The 20,085-nt window shown below is 41.5% G+C and carries 18 protein-coding genes and 1 pseudogene; 10 read left to right on the plus strand and 9 right to left on the minus strand.

The window, feature by feature from the left end:
* Positions 1 to 141: 141 nt before the first annotated feature.
* From dnaQ to N6B01_RS13105, 4 genes are read right to left on the minus strand one after another with little or no spacing between them, the layout of a single operon-like run.
* Complete coding sequence (gene dnaQ, locus N6B01_RS13090; RefSeq protein ID WP_262079160.1) at positions 142 to 855, minus strand: DNA polymerase III subunit epsilon; 714 nt, start codon at positions 853 to 855, stop codon at positions 142 to 144.
* A complete protein-coding gene (coaE, locus tag N6B01_RS13095) occupies positions 848 to 1,447 on the minus strand; it encodes a dephospho-CoA kinase (RefSeq protein WP_262079162.1) in 600 nt (199 codons plus the stop codon). The genes dnaQ and coaE overlap by 8 nt, the downstream gene beginning before the upstream one ends.
* A gap of 4 nt (positions 1,448 to 1,451) precedes the next feature.
* A complete protein-coding gene (locus N6B01_RS13100) occupies positions 1,452 to 2,303 on the minus strand; it encodes a shikimate dehydrogenase (RefSeq protein ID WP_262079163.1) in 852 nt (283 codons plus the stop codon).
* Positions 2,296 to 2,889 (minus strand): Maf-like protein, encoded by a 594-nt coding sequence (locus N6B01_RS13105; RefSeq protein ID WP_262079164.1) that lies wholly within the window; start codon positions 2,887 to 2,889, stop codon positions 2,296 to 2,298. The genes N6B01_RS13100 and N6B01_RS13105 overlap by 8 nt, the downstream gene beginning before the upstream one ends.
* Before the next feature lie 180 nt (positions 2,890 to 3,069).
* Here N6B01_RS13105 and N6B01_RS13110 point away from each other — a divergent pair, with 180 nt between their 5' ends.
* Entirely contained in the window at positions 3,070 to 3,429 is a 360-nt protein-coding gene (locus N6B01_RS13110; protein ID WP_262079165.1) for a hypothetical protein, read from the plus strand.
* Between the two features lie 153 nt (positions 3,430 to 3,582).
* Here the strand turns inward: N6B01_RS13110 and N6B01_RS13115 are convergent, their stop codons facing one another.
* Complete coding sequence (locus tag N6B01_RS13115; protein WP_262079166.1) at positions 3,583 to 4,218, minus strand: hypothetical protein; 636 nt, start codon at positions 4,216 to 4,218, stop codon at positions 3,583 to 3,585.
* A 492-nt stretch (positions 4,219 to 4,710) separates the two neighbouring features.
* Here N6B01_RS13115 and N6B01_RS13120 point away from each other — a divergent pair, with 492 nt between their 5' ends.
* Positions 4,711 to 5,472: an XRE family transcriptional regulator gene (locus tag N6B01_RS13120; protein WP_262079168.1), complete on the plus strand. Its 762-nt coding sequence runs from the start codon at positions 4,711 to 4,713 to the stop codon at positions 5,470 to 5,472.
* A 116-nt stretch (positions 5,473 to 5,588) separates the two neighbouring features.
* On the opposite strand, the gene N6B01_RS13125 is transcribed toward N6B01_RS13120, so the two are convergent.
* Entirely contained in the window at positions 5,589 to 5,855 is a 267-nt protein-coding gene (locus N6B01_RS13125; protein ID WP_262079170.1) for a DUF6460 domain-containing protein, read from the minus strand.
* Positions 5,856 to 6,222: 367 nt separating this feature from the next.
* Between N6B01_RS13125 and N6B01_RS13130 the strand changes: the two genes are divergently transcribed.
* A complete protein-coding gene (locus N6B01_RS13130) occupies positions 6,223 to 6,429 on the plus strand; it encodes a DUF1737 domain-containing protein (RefSeq protein ID WP_182418193.1) in 207 nt (68 codons plus the stop codon).
* A gap of 169 nt (positions 6,430 to 6,598) precedes the next feature.
* On the opposite strand, the gene N6B01_RS13135 is transcribed toward N6B01_RS13130, so the two are convergent.
* From N6B01_RS13135 to N6B01_RS13145, 3 genes are all read right to left on the minus strand, one after another.
* A complete protein-coding gene (locus N6B01_RS13135; RefSeq protein WP_262079171.1) occupies positions 6,599 to 7,720 on the minus strand; it encodes an iron-containing alcohol dehydrogenase in 1,122 nt (373 codons plus the stop codon).
* Between the two features lie 570 nt (positions 7,721 to 8,290).
* The gene (rocF, locus tag N6B01_RS13140; RefSeq protein WP_182418195.1) at positions 8,291 to 9,217 is read right to left on the minus strand and encodes an arginase; all 927 of its coding nucleotides are present in this window, start codon (positions 9,215 to 9,217) and stop codon (positions 8,291 to 8,293) included.
* 132 nt (positions 9,218 to 9,349) lie between these two features.
* Positions 9,350 to 10,429, minus strand: a complete 1,080-nt coding sequence (locus N6B01_RS13145) for an NAD(P)H-dependent flavin oxidoreductase (RefSeq protein WP_262079172.1) — start codon at positions 10,427 to 10,429, stop codon at positions 9,350 to 9,352.
* Between the two features lie 389 nt (positions 10,430 to 10,818).
* Between N6B01_RS13145 and N6B01_RS13150 the strand changes: the two genes are divergently transcribed.
* From N6B01_RS13150 to N6B01_RS13180, 7 genes and pseudogenes are all read left to right on the plus strand, one after another.
* Positions 10,819 to 11,394, plus strand: a complete 576-nt coding sequence (locus N6B01_RS13150; protein ID WP_262079173.1) for a cob(I)yrinic acid a,c-diamide adenosyltransferase — start codon at positions 10,819 to 10,821, stop codon at positions 11,392 to 11,394.
* 166 nt (positions 11,395 to 11,560) lie between these two features.
* Positions 11,561 to 12,202, plus strand: a pseudogene (locus tag N6B01_RS13155) (DUF6210 family protein); the annotation flags it as partial.
* 192 nt (positions 12,203 to 12,394) lie between these two features.
* Positions 12,395 to 13,816, plus strand: a complete 1,422-nt coding sequence (locus tag N6B01_RS13160) for an SWIM zinc finger family protein (protein ID WP_262079174.1) — start codon at positions 12,395 to 12,397, stop codon at positions 13,814 to 13,816.
* A gap of 127 nt (positions 13,817 to 13,943) precedes the next feature.
* Entirely contained in the window at positions 13,944 to 15,281 is a 1,338-nt protein-coding gene (locus tag N6B01_RS13165; RefSeq protein ID WP_262079175.1) for a DUF5691 domain-containing protein, read from the plus strand.
* Positions 15,278 to 16,357: an ATP-binding protein gene (locus tag N6B01_RS13170; RefSeq protein WP_262079183.1), complete on the plus strand. Its 1,080-nt coding sequence runs from the start codon at positions 15,278 to 15,280 to the stop codon at positions 16,355 to 16,357. The genes N6B01_RS13165 and N6B01_RS13170 overlap by 4 nt, the downstream gene beginning before the upstream one ends.
* 110 nt (positions 16,358 to 16,467) lie before the next feature.
* On the plus strand, positions 16,468 to 18,897 hold the full coding sequence (locus N6B01_RS13175; RefSeq protein ID WP_262079184.1) for a DUF5682 family protein: 2,430 nt from the start codon (positions 16,468 to 16,470) through the stop codon (positions 18,895 to 18,897).
* Positions 18,894 to 20,066, plus strand: coding sequence for a VWA domain-containing protein (locus N6B01_RS13180; protein ID WP_262079185.1), 1,173 nt, complete (start codon positions 18,894 to 18,896; stop codon positions 20,064 to 20,066). Before N6B01_RS13175 ends, N6B01_RS13180 begins: the two co-directional genes overlap by 4 nt.
* The last annotated feature ends 19 nt before the right edge of the window (positions 20,067 to 20,085 follow it).

Below are 20,085 nucleotides of genomic sequence, written 5' to 3' on the forward strand. Positions count from 1 at the left end.
ATTTCACGATTCTGTTAATAGCTTCCAGCGCTCGTGACTTGAAAACATCAAGGCAAGCCCCAAAGATAGCTTACCGGCTTTGCTTAAATATTGGGGTTGGCTCTAGTTAACCTAAACTATCTAAGGTTAGCCTCTTAATTATTATTGACTATCTTCACTTTTAGCATACCAAAGAGCTTTAGGGCCAATTTTTTCAAGCAAAGCCATATGGGCGGCTTTTTCTTCATCGGTTAATAGGGGGGCTAAAAATTTTGGCCGCGGTGGAAGAGTAATAACATTTTGGTCTTTATTGTTTTTGCCTGAATTGCTGTTTTTATTGTCAGCAGCTAGCCCCAAAGCGCCCTGTTTACCGCCGATAAGTTCAATGTAAACATCGGCCAAAATTTCAGAATCGAGCAATGCGCCATGCAATGTGCGGTGACTGTTTTCAATGCCATAACGCTTACAAAGCGCATCCAAAGAATTGGGCCCCATTGGGTGTTTACGCCGCGCCAAGGCAAGCGTATCAATAATACGGTCAACACTAATCGGCAATTGGCCAATACGATCCAATTCAGCATTAATAAAACCAAGATCGAACATCGCATTATGAGCTACTAATTTAGCGCCATCGCAAAAGGCCAAAAACTCATCAACAATATCACCAAATTTTGGCTTATCTGCCAGCATTTCATTAGAAATGCCATGCACTGCCAAAGCATCTGGATGAACAGCCTTACCTTGCGGATTAATATAAACATGGAACGTGCGTCCGGTCAAAAATCGGTTTTCCATTTCAACGCAACCAATTTCAATCACCCTGTCGCTGGTTTTATCTAGACCGGTGGTTTCCGTATCAAATATAATCTCACGCATTTTTTGTATTTTCCGTTAGGGTCTTTATAATGTTTTGTACCGCTTGTTCTGCTGCAATTAAACCTTGGCTAGTATCAATGATAAAATCAGCGCTCGCGCGTTTTTCACTATCAGGCATTTGCCGTTTTAAAATGGCGGCAAATTTTTCCTCACTCATATTTTCACGGGCAAGAACACGGGTTCTTTGTATATCATACGGCGCACTAACAACAGCAATTTTATCCACACGGCTTTCACCACCTGTTTCAAAAAGCAATGGAATATCAAGCACAACCAGTTTTTCGCAATTATCTTGATGAAGTTTTATAAAATCTTGCTCTTTTTTGCGCACTAGCGGATGGATAATCGCTTCAAGTTTTTTCAAATTATCGCTATTGCCAACCACGTAAGAGGATAGATTTTGCCGCGAAACCTCACCATTGATCACTGTATTGGGGAAAGCCGCTTCAATAAGGCTTAAAGCAGGTTCTTCAAGGTAAAGCTCATGCACTGCCTCATCGGAACTATAAACCGCAATGCCATATTTTTTAAAAAATGCGGCGGTTGTGCTTTTTCCCATGCCGATAGAACCAGTTAACCCCAAAATAATCATGCAATTACCTGTCTTTTTCACCCATTGATTGCAAGATGCTTGACCGCAATTCCGGTGTGACGCTTGGCTTTACACCAAACCAGCGCTCAAATCCGGGAATTGCTTGGTGCAATAACATACCAATACCATCAACCGTTTTAAGTCCTTCTTGCGCAGCAGCCTTTAAAAAAGGTGTGTTAAGTGGGGTATAAACAATATCATTAATAATAACATCACGGCGCGCTTGTTTAAAGTCGATGGGCATAAAATTTGCATCTTGTTGATGATTTTCAAGTCCCAAGGAGGTGGTATTGACGATGAGATCAGCCGCTTGCACATGATCATTCATATCCTGCCACTCGATCACATCGACATCATTATTAAAATGCACCATTAAATTTTCAGCCCGCGATTTTGTGCGATTACTCAACATAATCTTTTTAAATCCGCGTTCTCGTAAAGCATGGATAATTGCCCGGCTCGCACCGCCAGCACCAATCACCAATGCGCAGTCTCCCGCCCAATCATCAACAAAATCATCAAGATTTTTGGCAAAGCCATAGGAATCGCTATTTGATCCCCAAAGCACATCGCCTTCAAACCATAAGGTATTAGCCGCACCAATTTCATTGGCTAAATCATCACGTCGATCCACCAAATCATGAGCCATTTCCTTATGGGGAATGGTAACATTACCGCCGCTAAAACCGCTTTGCCTTAAGTTTTTAATAAAATCTTTGAAATTATCGGGCGCAACTTCAATTGGATCATAGCTGCCTTCGATTTCATGGGATTTAAGCCAATGGCGATGAATTTGCGGCGAGCGCGAATGTTTAATTGGATAACCGGTGACAAAAGCCTTAGAAAGTTCACGCATTGATAATCCCCAATTGGCGTAATTTATTTAATAATGGAATAAGTGGCATGCCAATAATGGTAAAATAATCGCCATCAATCTTATCAAAGAGTTGAATGCCTTCCCCCTCAATTTGATAAGCGCCCACGCTTGCCAACACTTGATTACCCACCCGTTCAAGATAATGGCCAATAAAGCTTGGCTCTAAAATACGCACATGCATATTGGCCGTTTCAACACTACTCCAAATCGTTTCTTGGTTTTTAACCAAAGCAATACCACTATGCAGATAGTGAATTTTCCCCGACATGGCCATTAACCGCCGCCGTGCTTCTTCCATATTTTTTGGTTTATGAACCACATTGCCATCAAGCTCCAAAGTTTGGTCGCAGCCAATGACAAGCGCATTAGGAAAGCGTTTTGATACGTCATAGGCTTTGGCAAGGCTTAAAGTTTCAGCCAATTTTATCGGACTAACGGCATCCAATTCACCCTCAATTGCGCGTTCATCAATGTGGGCGCCCTCAATCGCAACGGAAAGACCGGCATTTTTTAAAAGTCCTGCGCGAAAAGGGCTAAGGGATGCTAAAATAAGATCATCTGTCATGAAAAACCAACAAGGAATTAAAACAATAGGCTAACTTGGCCAACAAGCTTAATCTTTAACGAGTATGATCTTTTAAAACAATTAAAATATTACAATCGGACTTTTAAAATTACCAAATTTTATAAAAATAGTTCCAAGGTCAAAATCTATGAAATATCATAATATAAAGGTAGCTAACTAATGTTGACATTTTTAAATAATAACAGTCCTGAAGATAGGCTGTATAAAAATCTCAAAGTTATACGCAATCGAAAAATGGATTTTGATCCTTGGGTATTTTTAAGTGATGACGAGATTATAAAAACAAGTGCTGGCATTAATAGCCACTATCCGTATCGAAACATATTGTGTTTTGCTCATCGCCAAGGCTCTGATGATTATGCTTGTCTTATCACCAAAGGCGAATTAACTGGTAAATTTATATTCATTCACTGGTTTGCATCGCCCGGATGGGAAACTGGAAAAAACAGCCCACTTGATAGTTTTGGTGATGTGCTTGAAGCAATTATCAGTGATATGATTGACAATAACATATTATAAAAAGCCTATTGTTAAAATACCTTCAATATATAGGCTGCCACCTTGAATAATGTTGAGATACAATTTTGCTGCCAATGAGGAAATTTGAAATTTAGAGCACTTTTGCCGCCTTGGTAAAAATGCTCTCGAATATTCTAGCCTTGTGTTTAAACCCTAATTTTCCTCGTTTTTAGGTTCCTTATTCATTTGGCCTAAGGAAATATAACCAGACCAGATATTTTTACGCCGATTAGGTTCAAAGTGAGAAAAATGGCGATGTAAAGCATTGAGCACCATGCGTGTAGCGCCAAGTAAATGTGGCAATTCCCTATCATCGATAAGGATATATTGAATTGCCGCATAAAGATTTTCATTGCCATTATCAAATTGTGCTTCCTGAATCGCTTTCAAAGTCGCACTATAGCGTCTTCGTGCCCGTAAAACCCAGGCCGAATATTCTTCCATATTTTCACTGCCAAGCTGAATGCCGGTTGCTTCATAATAGGCGCCGGGTGATAAAAGAGATCGGCGATAATCATTACGAATTTCTAAAAATCGTAATGCTGCTTGATATTGATCGGCACTGATACCGCCTGCACGATCAAATAGCGATAGCCGTCCAATATAGCTTTGAGAACGGGGATCACTTGCCTGCGCAATTGTTAGTTTATGGGCTTTGGCTCGCGCTTCAATAGCCAATTTTTGGATAGGCTCTTTGGCACGGCTAACCCGACCATTGGCTTCACGTAATTTGCCTTTCAATTTAGGGCGACCGCGTTTTTTAATGCTGATTGAAAAATTGCTATTCATAAAAATTCCTCACATTTTTAATAATTGTTCTTGTTTTGTTCTTTTGGCGGTTATGAAGAAGTGATGATTTTGTCTCTTTCAAAAATCTTGGATAATTGGAAATGGAATAGAAGAGGCGGCTTGGTTAAAAATGATGAAATTATTTGGTAATCACTTGGCTTAATACATCTTTATCCAGCTAATTTTGTGCAATTGGTTTGTTTCAAAATCCAAGTGCCAGATTATAGAAATTATCATTCGTTTTTTCCATCTATTTTTGCAAAAAATCAAATGCACCCAACATATAATCATCATTGATGATTGCTTGAATATAAGGTAAATTTACCGTTAAAATCAAGGTAAATTTATTGGATATCTTAACTGCTGGTGGATAATTATCTTAAACCATTAAAATAAAAACAATATTATTTTTTAATGATAAATTGATTTTATCAGTATTTATGACAAGATATTAAAAATATATCGAATCGATCTTGTAAGGGATATATACCTGTGATCCAGAACAAAGACAGCCAAAACAATAAGAATAATTTTGACAGTTTGGCCGGCCGTATAAAACAGCGGCTTGAAAAGCTGGGCAAGAGCGAGCGCAAGGCCTCGCTAGAGGCGGGGTTGAGCGATTCCTTTTTGCGTAATATTCGTGAAGGGAAATCGTTGTCACCGCGTATTGATACACTCGAAAAAATAGCCGTTGTTTTGCAGACAACTGCACAATGGCTTATGAGCGGTGAAGGAAATGCGGAATCTTTGCACCAAGATGCCCATTTAGACCCATCATCGGGCATATATAACAACAATGGATATGATCTGGCAGAGTCAGCCAATGGTATGATTGTTAAGGGGTTAAAATTTGGCACTCGGCGGCTGCCGGTTTTTGGCCAGGCCGTTGGTGGTGTTGATGGGGATTTTCCAATGAATGGTACCGTCTTATTTGATGTTCTATGTCCACCACAATTGGAAGATGTTGAAGATGCTTACGCGATCATGATTTCAGGCGATTCTATGTATCCACGCTATGAAGATGGTGAACTTGCTTTTATTGATCCAAACCGCCGTGTTAAAAAAGGTGATTATGTTGTTGCGCAAGTTATAATCAAAAATGAAACCACGCCCCATGCCTTTATTAAAAAGTTTCTGCGCCATAATGCACAAGAATTGGTTTTAGAGCAGTTTAATCCAATGAAAGAATTATCCTTTCCCCATGCAAATGTTGTATCGGTACATTTTATTGCTTTGGCTGGCGTGATTTCTTAAAGGAATTCACGCCAAATATTATTAATAGGTCCTGCCCCAATGAATTTAGGGCTGTTAAGTGTCATGTGCAGTGAAAATTTTGTACTCACACTTTGGAAGATATAAACCTAACTAGATTATTTACGCCAATTTAATATGCGTATAATGATAAATATTGGCACCACCACCGCTGCACCAACAAAAATAACATTGAGCAATTGGCTGGCAGATGAAAAGCCAGTACGCCATAAATGGGCAATCATATCCCACAGCCGTTCAAAAACATTAAATGGTGTCCAGCCAAAGAAGTTAAGCAAAGCACCAATAATAAGCGAAAATATCAGTAATTTGATAAAAACTCTGCCTGGTGAGTCACCCAAAAATGATTGCAACCATTTTTTCATATAAATTTCCGATCAATTACTTTTATTGGCATTTGAGAGCTGATTAGCATCAGCCATTCCATCATTCATGATAATATAGGAGGTTTCAAGGCGCTTGTTAATAATCTATCATAGGTAAATTACAATTTCTTTCTTCTTTTTGGACTTTATATCCAATAGGGTATGTCGAGCATTTTTGTCGCAATAGGTAAGCTATGCACGTCATTCGTTTTATCCTATATTAAGGGTAGGGCTGAAAGTCGTTTGCTAAATGAATACGGTGGATTGAGCACAATTTAATGCTTGAAACCATTAATTTATAGTGATTGAATGAGCTAGGCAGAATAAAAATCGCTTTAAAGTATTTTATGTTCAAGGAGAGGCTATAATGAAATTATATCGCTTTTTAACCGGACCTGATGATGCTAGTTTTTGCCATAAGGTGACGGCTGCGTTAAATAATGGTTGGATGCTTTATGGCAGCCCCACTTATGCTCCTAATCCTGAAAATGGCGTTATGCAATGCGGTCAAGCAGTGATTAAGGAAGTTGATGGTATTCAATATACTGAAAACATGAAGCTTAGCCAATATTGAAATATTATATAATAAAAGTGGTGGCGTACAACATTCACAAAAAATTGTTTTGTTTTTGCATGAAATAACGCGAAACTATAAAATTAGAGCATTTTTACCAAGTTGGTTAAAGTGCTCTAATAATGTTATTAAATTGTAATGCTTATTTTATTGAAGGCTGCACAAAACGCTATTCGCGTTTCATTTTACCTGCAATAGCAGCATTAATAATAGTAAGTGCTGCTTTTTGCGTAAAACGGATAGGATACATGTGTGCAAGTGGGTGATTAACCGACATTTGCTCAAGCATTAATTTTTCTTTGCGTTTTATCTTTGCTGTTCCCACCAGATTGGTCAATTTACTTGGTACGCCAGCCAAGCGGCGTAATTTTAGCAAGGCTTTGGCAAGCCCTGTCGAGCCGCCTTTAATGCCAAGGCGGTTAGCAAGGTCGGTTAGTCGTGGGTCAAGCACCTCAAGATTATAGGTGAGGACATGGGGGAGAAGAAGCCCTGCAGCCTTGCCGTAACCCACGCCATAGATAAAGCTTAAACAGCGTGCTAATGCGGCTGTTACCCCTTGTCTTCGCGTACCTGCAAGGCCTGCCATGACCGCCGCACTTAATAAATGGGCATGAATTTCATGGTTTGTTGGATTATTGATTAATTGCGGCAATTGCGCAAATATAGTTTTGGTGGCCTCTAGGGATAGATTGTCAGCCAAAGGGTCAAAGCCGCCCACACACCAAGCTTCAATGGCGTGGACAAGAATAGCAAGAGCAGAATCGACCAATAATGCCTTATTTTGTTTACAAGCAAGTCTTGTGTCAAAAAGAACGAGTTTGGGTAATTCTATTTTATGCAAAGTAACTGAGGGATATTTTTCACCGGTTTGGTATGAAAATCCATAAGGCAAAAATTCAGTTGTATTGCCAGCAGTTAAAGGAACCGCAATGACGGGTATTTTTAAGTTATTGGCCGCAAGGCGCGCAAAAGCTATGATACGGCTAGCACCAAGAGCGACAACGCAATCAAATTCGCCTTTCATGATAATTTCATCAGCAAAACCAATGCTTTGATCACTAACGTAACCAATATCTTCTGAAAAACTACCAAATGAATAATTGCCGCGGTCAAGCCGGCGCAATAGATTTTTAACAATTGCCGAATTGGCAGTTTGCTTATCACAAATTATGATAGGGCTTTTAAAATTATAATGATCAAGCTGCGCTTCAATTTCGCTAATACGGCCTTCACCTAATAATATGCGAGTGGGAATATTCCACTCAGCCTTGGCAACACTATCATTTATCATAATAATCAATCTCTTTAAATCATTTTTCACCAAGAACAAAAGCTGGTTGCATTTATATCGGTCTATAATCTTTATATGGGGCAGTGAAATGAAATTGCTATAAAGTATTTATTGCTAATTAAGTAAAGTCTTATTTTAAAGGAACGGATGAAACCAGCTCATTTTGTCCTTCAAATCGTTCCGCTTCTTTTAACAATACGCTAAAATATCGGTTAGATTTTTTTAAATTCATTCGAACAACATATAGATTTTATCAATCTATGCAAAAGAAATTGCAAAGATTGATATATTTATCGCGTTAAATAGCTATTTAAGGCATAGCAATGCTCAGTGCGGCGGTTTTAGGCCAATTGATTGTTTAGAGCGATTTTGTTAAAATGAAAGGCGTTTTTCATTAAAATACACATAATAAAAGACAAGGGTCAGCGCCAAGTAACTTCAAGATATGGAAAATTTTCTTATATTCTTTGCTTCAAATTAACGAGCTCTGACCCAATGAGATTTTTTATTAAAAACCGATCATATTTTTAGTTGTGCATATTTTTATCAAAAACTTTAATTTTAAGAATACTAGCTATTATAGCTTCTGGTAACACGGTCAATAACGCGTCTTCCCATCAAGCTTGCAGCAAGGTCCATCATCAAGGTTGCGGTTTTGCCCCGCTCGTCAAGAAACGGGTTAAGTTCAACAAGATCAAGGCTAGAAACCAGCTTGCTATCGCTTAAAAGTTCCATAATCAAATGGGCTTCACGAAAGGTTGCCCCGCCAGGTACGGTTGTGCCAACGGCAGGCGCAATCGAAGGATCGAGAAAGTCCACGTCAAGGCTGACATGCAAAATACCCTTGGCTTGTTCAACCCGCTCCAAAAAGCGGCGCAATAAAACACCAACACCTAGCTCATCAATATTGCGCATGTCGCAAATGGTAATTGGTGTTTTATTAAGCGCGGTACGTTCAGCGCCATCAACACTACGAATGCCAAAAAGACAGATATTTTTAAGCGGAACTGGATTGGCAAGGGGAGGGAAATAACCTTCAAAACCTGCTTGACCACTGAGGTAGGCAACAGGTGTGCCATGTAAATTGCCACTTTTGGTGCTATCAAGTGTATGAAAATCAGTATGGGCATCAAGCCATAAAACAAAAAGCGGTTTGCCGATTTGTTGTGCATAGCGTTGCATGCCGGCGACAGTACCAGCCGATAAAGCGTGATCGCCCCCCATAAAAATTGGAAACCCTTGGGAGCGCTCTTGATAGGCGCGCTCAGTAATAGCCTCAATCCAATCATGGACCTGTGGTAAATGATAGATTTCTTTATTTGGGTGGTGGAGTTTTGACTTAGAGGCAGGGGTTATATTGCCAGTATCAATTACATTATGCCCCAAATCTTCTAAGGCCTTTACGATGCCAGCTGCACGATAAGCACTTGGCCCCATATCGCAGCCCAAACGCCGTGATCCATCTTGCATGCCAATACCTACGAGGCGAATATCCATATTTTTTCCACTCTTTGTTAAAAAAATGCAAACTATAAACGAGTTATGGCATTTTTATGTGATATGATAATGACAACAATAACTGAAGTTATCATTGTGTTTTTTGTTAGATTTTGTCTATTTAACTTGATGCTAATTAAAACTAGCTAAATATTCGTGTTCTAATAAGGTAATTAGATCACTTGCTGGTAAGAAACGGGCAAATGGTGCTCCTTGGCCAGCCCAATAACCGCCAATATCAAAATTTTGTTCCTTTGCCATAATGGACATGATCTGTTTTGTCGCATCATAGGCAAAAGGATAGTCGGCAATAATATTGGTATCAAGGCTTATGCCCCAGCCAACAAAATCATTCATAAGGCTACGAGCGGGCCGGCCAGAAATGACCTGCGTCATCGTTGTGTTATAGGCTGCATCAGACTTTAATAATTGCCGATAATGCTCATTTGCTGCGCTTTCTTTGCAGCCAATAAAGGCAGTGCCAAGTTGCACAGCACTTGCACCAATTTTTTTATAAGCGGCAATATCTGCCCCAGTCATGATACCGCCAGCCGCAATGATTGGGAGATTAAACCGGTTGACAAGAAGATTGGTCAAAACATGGGTAGAAAGCCGACTATCAAACTGGTCGATGTCGAACATACCGCGATGGCCACCTGCTTCATAGCCTTGTGCAATAATGGCATCAAAGCCGCTTTTGGCAATTTGTTCGGCCTCGATAAGGTTGGTTGCGCTGGCAATTAAAGTCGCGCCGGTTTTGCGAAATAGCGCAAGGATATTTTCATCAGGAATGCCAAAATGAAAGCTAATGATCTTAGGTTGTAAATCGCAAATAGCCTCAGCAAAGGCTATATCATGCTTTATCGAGCCGTAAACCGCTTCAAGGGGCTTATCTAATTGACAGTTTCCGTTAAATAATTTTTCATTTAATACTTGTCGCCAATGGCTTTCTTTTTGGCGATCTTTTTGTTCATCAAGCGAAGTTGCAGGCTTATGGCAAAAAAAGTTAATATTAAAGGCGGCATCGGTTAAGGTTTTGGTTTTCTCAATCATTAAAACCGCGTCATCTAGCTTTAAATTGCCAATACCAAGTGAGCCAATGGCACCAGCATTACTTACAGCGGCAGCTAATTGCGGGGTTGATACGCCAGCCATCGGCGCTTGAATAAGACTAGAGCGAAAATGATTATTATCTGTTGTTTGTTTAAACATAGCCTCCCCTTTCTTCATCATTATTTTTATTCTTATAAGAAAAATAAATTCATCATGCAAATTTAACGGCTGAAGATTGCTGCAATTTTTCGTTATATTAAATTTAGTTCGAGGGTCGGCCCATTTATTATTGAGGCAATATCGTGATCTAATTTTTTATTTTGTTGTATTGTTTTCCGCAAAAATTGACTTAAACTTTGCAGGAAAAGATTTTTAAAAAATGTGTAATCCTTTCCCAAAAAATTGAAATAAAAATTTGTTTTTCATCATTTGGCTTTCATATAAAGCTGTGTAATATCGAGTTAAAATTTCAATTATATTGAGGCTAGTATATTTGAGCCGGTATAATGAGACAGCTATCGCAGGATTTTTTGATAAGAGGCAGATAAATGGTTAAACTGAACAAGATTTATACCCGTACTGGCGATGACGGTACGACTGGGCTTGTTGATGGCTCGCGTCTGCGAAAATCCAATCCCCGTATTGAAGCTTACGGCACAATTGATGAAGCAAATGCCACAATAGGCATAGCGCGGCTTTATATTGAACAAGGCAGCATGCTTGATGTCATACTTTTGCGTATTCAAAATGATTTTTTTGATTTAGGCGCCGATCTTGCTACTCCTTTGCGTGATGATAATTTACAAGAAAGCCATGATTTACGTATTGTCGCCGCGCAAGTCAGCCGTATTGAGCAAGAAATTGATGTTTTGAACCAAGCATTAGAACCATTACGTTCTTTTATTTTGCCGGCTGGCAGCCATGCAAGTGCCTATCTACATCTTGCCCGCACGATTACTCGCCGTGCGGAGCGCGCTATGGTGGGCTTGCAAGAAGTGGAAGCAATCAATCTTGCCGCCTTGCATTATGTTAACCGCGTTTCCGATTTGCTCTTTGTTGCGGCGCGCTATGCTAATAATGATAAGGGTGGTGATGTCCTTTGGGTACCTGGTGAAAACCGCTAGATTTGATTGAGCTAGTACTCTTCATATAGGTGAATTTTTTGGAAGATCACACATGAAACGAGGTTCAATGCAGGAGACATCCTATATTTGGTATATTGGGGATTTATATCTTATTCTCCCCAATGACAATGGCATTGATTATACCAATTAGGTTGGTGGCCGATTAAAGGACGAAATGAGCAGCAAAGGGTATTTATTGCCATTACCTGTTTTTGATAATCTATCGCTAAAACACGAATTATTATCGCTGTTTGGACAAAGCTATGATGGTGGTTATTTAAATGACCATAAGGATATTTATCAACGGTTAAACCTATTGCTAAGGCTCTTTGCTTTAGACGATAGTATTGCACTGGACGAGGAAAAATTACATGATTCATGCAATCAATGGATTCATATTCTGATTAAAAAACCGCTTGCCTATGATAATCAATTAGATTGCGGTGACGTGTTTCACCATAAGGGTGAATCCTATCCAATAAAAGCTATTTTAACATGGAGCCTTTTATATTTAAGCGACATTGCCCCGATAAATCATCAGGTCGATATTGACTACTTAAAATCTGATATGAAAATTTATCAATCCTTAGAAGCACGTGGCTGCGATACGACAAGTTGGAAAGACGGGGTGCGAGGGCAGCAAACAAAACAAATCGGCAAATTATGCCGAAAACAAATGGATTATATGCAAATGAAACTGCAAAACATTCAAACCTATCGCAACAATATATCAGAATTAATTTCTTTGGCTCAACATAATTTACCTGATGATAAAGATTTGCCGGCTTTGTATAACATTTTGAAGTAACTGCCTCTAGTCAAATAAAACGTATATTAATTAAGAAAGCTAAAATCACCGTCATTTTGCAATAGATAATTGAAGCTTTTTTAAATAGCTATTGATTGTTATAAATTTTGTTTGGGAAAGATGAAAAATACTTATTGCAATTTATAAATGCCAAGTTAGTCTTGATTTACTTGAAAATCTAAGCGGGGGTTTATGGTTTCTATTGAAAAAATCGAGCAAATAGCACCAGATCAAGCCTCGCTTGCCGCGGCCTCAAAACTGCGTAAAGCCTCCAAATGGCCAACTCTTGCCTGTGATGATGGTGGATTGGTATGGGGTGAGTGTCAGGGCTCTGGTTCTACGCCTTATCGCACCGTATTTTGCGAAAGTGATATGGGGTATAAATGCAATTGTCCAAGCCGTAAATTTCCGTGTAAACACAGTTTGGCAATCATGTGGATGCGGGCGGAAAACCCTACGCAATTTGTAGAGGCCGAACGCCCCGACTGGGTAAGCGATTGGTTATCGCGCCGGCGCGGCCCAACAACGGCTGCAAAAGCTGGCAGGGACAAAGCCGATGATAAGCCAAAACCAAAACTTTCTGCTGATCTCGCCAGTTTGGATATTGAAAAGCCATTAGATCCTGAAGATGCTGCAAAGGCTGCCAAACGCTCGGCTGATGCGCGCGAGCGTAGCCGCAAGCAGCGTGAAAAATTGGTAGGCGATGGTTTAGACGCGCTTGATATATGGCTTAATGACCAAATATCGCGGGGGCTTAATGGTTTTGATGTGCGCGCAGTTAGTGATTGTCGTATATTGGCAGCCCGCCTTGTTGATGCCAAAGCTGGTGGCCTTGCAAGCCGGGTTGAGCAATTATCCAGTGCAATTTTTGGCCTAAATGAAGCATTGCGCGCTGATTTTGCTTTAAAGCAGTTGGGCGTGCTGCATATTATTGCCATGGCCTATCGCAATCGTGAAGCATTGCCACCACTACTCTATAGTGACCTTTTGGAAACTATTGGCTGGAATGTTGAAAAAGAAGCTTTATGCCAAGACGCGCAAGCTTTGCGTATTAAAGCAGATTGGCAAGTGGTTGGCGCCAGCAGTGTTGTGCAGCCCGATAAATTGCGCCGCAATGAAATATGGTTGATTGGCAAAGATAGCAATGATCAATGGCAAAAGGCAGTCTTATTAGACTTTTTTCCGTTAAGCGTTGGTTCTGTTGGTTTGGCTTTTGCGGTTGGAGATTGTTTTTCAGCCGAGCTCGTGTTTTATCCTTCGCCCGTGCCAAGGCGCGCATTAATTGCAGAGCAAAGCAGCGCGACTGAAACGCGGGCAAGTTTAACCGCCAGTGGGCAAAATTTACAACAAAGCTTTAACGATTACCAACAGGCGCTAACTTTAAAGCCATGGCTCACCCAAGATTTGCTGATGGCTGATAATGTGCATCTTTACCAAAAAAATGATGGGCTTTATGTGGTGGGTGAAAAAATTTGTTTGCCTGTTCATAAAGATAGTATTGATGAAATGCGCTTGCTTGGCGGTGTTGGTGCTTTCACACTTTTTGCGCTTTGGGATGGCACATGGCTGCGCGCACTATCAGCGCAAACGACTATCGGGCTTTGGAGGGCATGATTAAATGACGGATTTTTCCCCCCACCTTTTAGCGCAATCCTTTATGTTAGGCACAGCAAGGCGGCCCGTAAAAGACAATGATCTGCCGCTATTGGTTGACAAAACAGCAAATATGGACACACGCCAATTGGCAGCTTTTGCCCTTGCTGCACAGGTTTTGCTCTTTGAGCCGCCGAGTTTTATTGATGACTTACAAGGCTTTGAACCATTAGCGCAAACATGGCCTTTTATGTCGACGCAAAGCCGCCGCGCTTTATTATCTTTTCTCGACAAAAATTCTGCAGATAGCAAACTTGCAGAAGCAGCTGCGATGCTCATTGATTATTTTCAGATTAGCCCTCACCCTTTTGATTTTTTAAAACTATCAAGTTTTGCAAAATCTCACGCCGCTATGCTGGGTCCTAATTACCAAAAACTTTGCGGCGTTGAAGACGGCGGTAAAACTGACGAAATCCATTCTGAAGACGATTGGCAAACTGCCTCGCCCTCAGCAAAAGTAAGGTATTTTTCTAAATTACGCTGGCGTGATCCCAAGGCTGGTCTAGAGTTTTTAGAAAAATATTTTTCTTCTCAACCCGCAAATATTCGCTACAGTTTGTTAGGGCACATGAGTGCTTATCTTAGTGAAATTGACCGACAATTTTTAGAGGGACTGTCTACAGATCGATCTGTTCATGTGAGACAAGAAGCTGAAAAGCTAATTAAAGATTTACACATGACAACTTTGCTTAATGACAGAAATAACCAGCTTATCAAATCGATTGCAGTTGAAAAAAAAGGTTTTATAAAACGCCGTAGGACTTTAGCACTTGATTCAGCAACAGCACAGAGAATGAAGATAGCAAACAATGGGACTCCGTATGGGGTTATTCAAGACTTTCGCCATATTTCACTAAATGCGTTGATCGAAGCTTTGGATTTTGAGAGTGTTGAAAGTCTATTTGAAGCGGCCAAAGATGATGAAGCGCTTATTATTGGTTTTGCCGTTAGTGCTTTTGTCCATCAAGAATTTACTGCATTAAAAAATAGCGCCCATCTTTTGCCTGCTGATTTATGGCAGCATTTTTTATGCTTTCCAAGTTATAATATAGCTATCGAAAGCGATGATGAAATCGAATTTTATATTGAAAATTTATTTCATCCTGAAAAAATGACATCACCTCTATTACCTGATCACTTAAGCCATCTCTACACAATTATAAAAAAACCTTTACCAGTTAAAAAATTTGAGGCCTTAGACCAATCGGGACTGCTAGACCAATATATCAAAGATACATTAGAGCTAAAAGAAGAAGAAAGAAAAGTTTCTTTTCAACGTATGATGCATGCTTTTGCAGCATTAACTCCACCTCAATCCTTATCAATTTTAAAAAAATATATTGACAAATGTCCTTATGAATATGTGGACAACGTTCAATATTATATCAAATTTGCGACAGCCATAGCGAAGGATGCAGCCCAATGAGTGAGCAATTAAGAAAGAATGCCGAAAATCTTTATGCCCATGAGCTTGAAGCTTTACGCAAGGATGATGACCGTTCGCGTCCACCAGGTTGGCTTATGTCACCCAATGCTGTCGTTGATTATTTAATGGGCGGCACAACCAAGGACGGCACAGAAATTTCACCCAAATATATTGGTAATCGCCGTTTGATGGAAACCGCCGTTGCAACCCTTGCTACCGATCGCGCTTTGCTGCTGCTTGGTATGCCCGGCACGGCAAAAAGCTGGGTGTCGGAGCATTTGGCGGCAGCAATTTCAGGCTCATCAGAGCGGTTGGTGCAATGCACAGCCGGAACCGATGAAAATCAGCTTCGCTATAGCTGGAATTATGCGATGCTTTTAGCCCATGGCCCATCGCAAGAAGCCTTGGTGCGCACGCCGGTTTTACGTGCGATGACCGAAGGAACCTTGGTACGCCTTGAAGAGCTAACCCGTATGGGATCAGATGTTCAAGATACACTTATCACTTTACTTTCAGAAAAAACACTGCCTGTTCCTGAACTTGATTTTGCTTTTTCAGCTAAGCAAGGTTTTAATGTTATCGCCACCGCTAATAATCGCGATAAAGGCGTTAATGAATTATCATCAGCATTAAAGCGCCGTTTCAATGTGGTGGTTTTACCCGCCCCTGCCACGATTGAAGAAGAAACCGCTATTGTCACCAAACGAGTTGGCGAAATTGGTGGCGGCTTAAAACTGCCAGAAATTGAACCTGCGGCGGAAGAAATCAGCCGTATTGTTACAATTTTCCGCGAATTGCGTGAAGGCCAAACCCTTAATGGCAAGCTAAAACTTAAAACTGTTAGCGGTTCACTTTCTACCGCTGAGGCTATTTCAGTTGGCATATCGGCTTGGGCACAAGCTGGACATTTTGGCTCTGGTCGTGTTGATGCGGTAAGCCTTGCTGGTAATCTTGTCGGCGCTATTGTTAAAGACCCCGGTGCCGATAGTGTAGCGCTTCAAGAATATATGGAAAATGTCGTGCGCACACGGAAAAATTGGGATGATCTTTATACCGCTTTGCGCGATGTCGTATAATTTTGCGAGCTATTTGTTAAAAAAGCTCACAAAACCAAATGATAAAAAGCATCTATGCTTTGTGAGTTTTGAAATCTTGAAATGAACGAAGTATAACTAGGTTGGATTATATGGATAAGCGCGTTCATCTTTTTGGTATTAGACACCATGGGCCAGGGTCTGCGGCAAGCCTTTTGCATGCGCTTAATACCCTTGATCCGGCCGTGGTGTTGATTGAAGGGCCACCGGAGGCCAATAATCTTATCCATTTTGCCAATTATAAAGGCATGACACCGCCATTAGCATTGCTCATTTATGATGCCGAAAATCCTGCGCAATCCGTATTTTACCCCTTCGCCGCCTATTCACCTGAATGGCAAGCCATGCGCTGGGCGCTTGACCACGGTAAAGAAGTTCGTTTCATTGATTTGCCGGTTGGCATGTCTTTTGCCCTTTATGAAAAATATAAGCAAGAAGCTACTGATAAAGCTGCAAAAGAAGATGAAAGCGAAGATAAAAATAACCAACATGGTGATGAGAATGGTGATGAAGACCAAAATGCCGAACTTCTCACCTCCCCAACCATAAGCGATGACAAACAAGAGATTAATGATCCATTAGAATTGCTAGCCAAGCTTGCTGGTTATGATGATGGTGAAAGTTGGTGGAATGCTCTTATTGAAGAGCGTGGTGCGGCTAGCGATGTTTTTCCTGCCATTACCCAAGCAATGAGCGCATTACGCAATGAAATCGGCTTTTCGTTAGAGCGTAGTCCAATGGCAGTTGAGCGCGAGCAGATGCGTGAAGCCCATATGCGGCTTGAAATTGTCAAAGCGATCAAAGAAAATAATGGCGAAATTGCCGTTATTTGCGGTGCATGGCACGTGCCGGCTTTGGCTGAAAAACATGCGCAATCTGCTGATAGAGATTGTTTAAAAGGTTTAAAGCCAATAAAAACTGCAGCAACATGGGCACCGTGGAGCGAAACACGATTAGCATCTGGTTCTGGCTATGGCGCAGGTGTTGCCGCACCCGGTTGGTATGGGCATTTATGGTCAAAATATAAAGGTGGTCAAAATGTCGATGCGGCAGAGCTTGCCTCCCATTGGCAAGCACAAGTTGGGCGTTTATTGCGCGACCAAGGTTTTTCTGGTGCAACGGCATCAGTGATTGAAGCGGCAAGGCTTGCCTTAACCCTTGCCACGTTACATGGCCGCAGCATTCCTGATATTGATGATATGCGTGATGCTAGCCTTGCCGTTCTTTGCCAAGGCGAAGCTGCTGCATTCCACCTCATTGATAAAAAGCTATTTATTGGTGAAAAAATTGGTAGCCTTGATGACAGCGTGCCGCAATTACCATTGATGGAAGATTTGCAACGCTGGCAAAAAAAGACAAGACTAAAACCTGAAGCTTTAGATAGCGATATATCGGTTGATTTGCGCAGTGAGGCGGGGCTTATTAAATCAACTTTGTTGCATCGCCTTAACCTTATTGAAGTGCCGTGGGGTCAATTAACTGCAAGCTCTGCCGGACGCGGTACATTTCGCGAGCAATGGCGGTTGCGTTGGCAGCCAGAATTATCAGTCGCTCTTGCTGAAGCCATGGTCTATGGCGTAACCATTGAAATGGCATCAGCCAATGCCGCTATTGCTAAAGCACGCGCCAGTCAAGCGATTGGCGAACTTGCAAAAATTGTTGAGGGCTGCTTGCTTGCCGATTTGCCTCAAGCGGCGGAAATTATTATTGCCCGCTTACAAGAAGTTGCAGTTGTTGATAGCGATATTGGCAGTTTGATGAAGGCTATACCACCGCTTGTTTCTGTATTGCGTTACGGCACAGCACGGCGCATTCCTGAAAATGAATTGCGTAAATTGGTCGAAACACTGCTAAATGAAATCCACGTTAATCTTGAAATAGCGGTTCGCAATTTAAACGAGGATGAAGCAAGCGCACTTGCCGAGATTATCGCGGATCTTGATCCAGCAATCAGTCAATTTGACAATAAAGCCATTTTAGAAAATTGGATTTTCACCTTAACTAAAATCATTAGCCACGACATGACAAGCCCTGCCATTGCTGGTCGGGTTTTACGGCTTTTGCATGAACGCGGAGCCTTGGAGCAAACAATCGTTGCAACGCATTTTTCTCGCCATTTAACCCCGCCGATTGCACCACAAGATGCAGGGCTTTTTCTGGAAAGCTTTCTATCGGGTTCGCCCGAAATTTTGTTGCAAGATACCCACCTTATTGCGCTGGTCAATGAATGGCTGCTGCAAATTGACGAGTCGATCTTTACCGAATTATTACCGATTATTCGCCGCGGTTTTAGTGATTTTGATGCCATTGCTCGCCGCCGTTTAACCGCACTTGTTAAAACAGCAGCTGTGCAAAGTCCAACGCCAGCAAATTTGGCCCAACAAGGGCAAAATGTGTCAAAGGATGATAACGCAGCTTCCAATGTGCCAGAAGCGTTTTATGGGGCTCTTCCCTTATTAGAAACCATTCTTGGTGTGCAAAAAGACACGATAGCCCGCAATAATAAGGGAGAAAGCCAATGACCTTGAGCGACCAACAAAGACGCTGGCAATTGGCCTTAGGTAGCGATGACGAAAATCGTGATTTATTAAGCAAGAGCGATCAAAGACTGGATTTAGCCCTAAGCGCTCTTTACGGCAATGGTGAAACAACCAAAAAAGGCAAAGGCGGCCTTGGTGGTTCGATGCCGCGCGTTGCCAATTGGCTTGGTGATGTACGCGAATTTTTCCCAACGCCAGTGGTGCAACTCATCCAGCGTGATGCTTTTAAACGGCTTAATCTAACCGCTATGATGCTAGAGCCAGAATTCTTAACCACTTTGGAAGCCGATGTGCATCTTGTCGCCGACCTTATTTCACTGCGCGGTGTTATTCCTGATAAAACCAAGGATACCGCACGGCAAGTGGTTAAAAAAGTAGTCGATGAATTGATGAAACAGCTTGAGCAAAAGACCGCCGAAACCATTCGTGGTGCAGTGCAACGCGGCGCAAGGACACGGCGTCCGCGCTTTGCCGATATTGATTGGCCACGTACCATTAATGCTAATCTTCGCCATTGGCAAAAAGACTTTAACACAATTGTACCGGAAACTTTAATTGGCTTTCGCCGTCAGTCACGCAAATTGGCGGATCTTGACAATGTCATCTTATGCGTTGATCAATCTGGTTCAATGGCAAGCTCGGTGGTGTATGCATCTATCTTTGCCGCCGTTATGGCAAGCTTGCCGGTTATTCGTACCCAACTTGTCTGTTTTGATACGGCTATCCTTGATTTAACCGAGCAATTGCAAGATCCGGTTGAAGTGCTCTTTGGTGTGCAATTGGGCGGCGGCACCGATATTAATATGGCGCTTGGTTATTGTGCGGATCTTATTGAACAACCGGCAAAAACCCATCTGGTACTCATTACCGACCTTTATGAAGGCGGCAACGCCCAACAAATGCTCGCGCGTGCAGCAGAGCTCAAACGCTCTGGCGTTAATCTCATTGTGCTACTGGCATTATCAGATGATGGCAAGCCATCTTATGACCATCAACATGCCCAAAGCCTTGCCGCGATGGATTGTCCAGTCTTTGCCTGTACGCCAGACCGTTTTCCCTCATTAATGGCGGCAGCCTTGCAAAGGCAGGACTTAAACCAATGGGCTGAAGCCAACGATATTGCACCACTCATTGACCAAAGCGCGCATTAAAACCCTTTAATACTATTAT

Source organism: Bartonella sp. HY406, assembly GCF_025449315.1.
Classification (GTDB): Bacteria; Pseudomonadota; Alphaproteobacteria; order Rhizobiales; family Rhizobiaceae; genus HY038.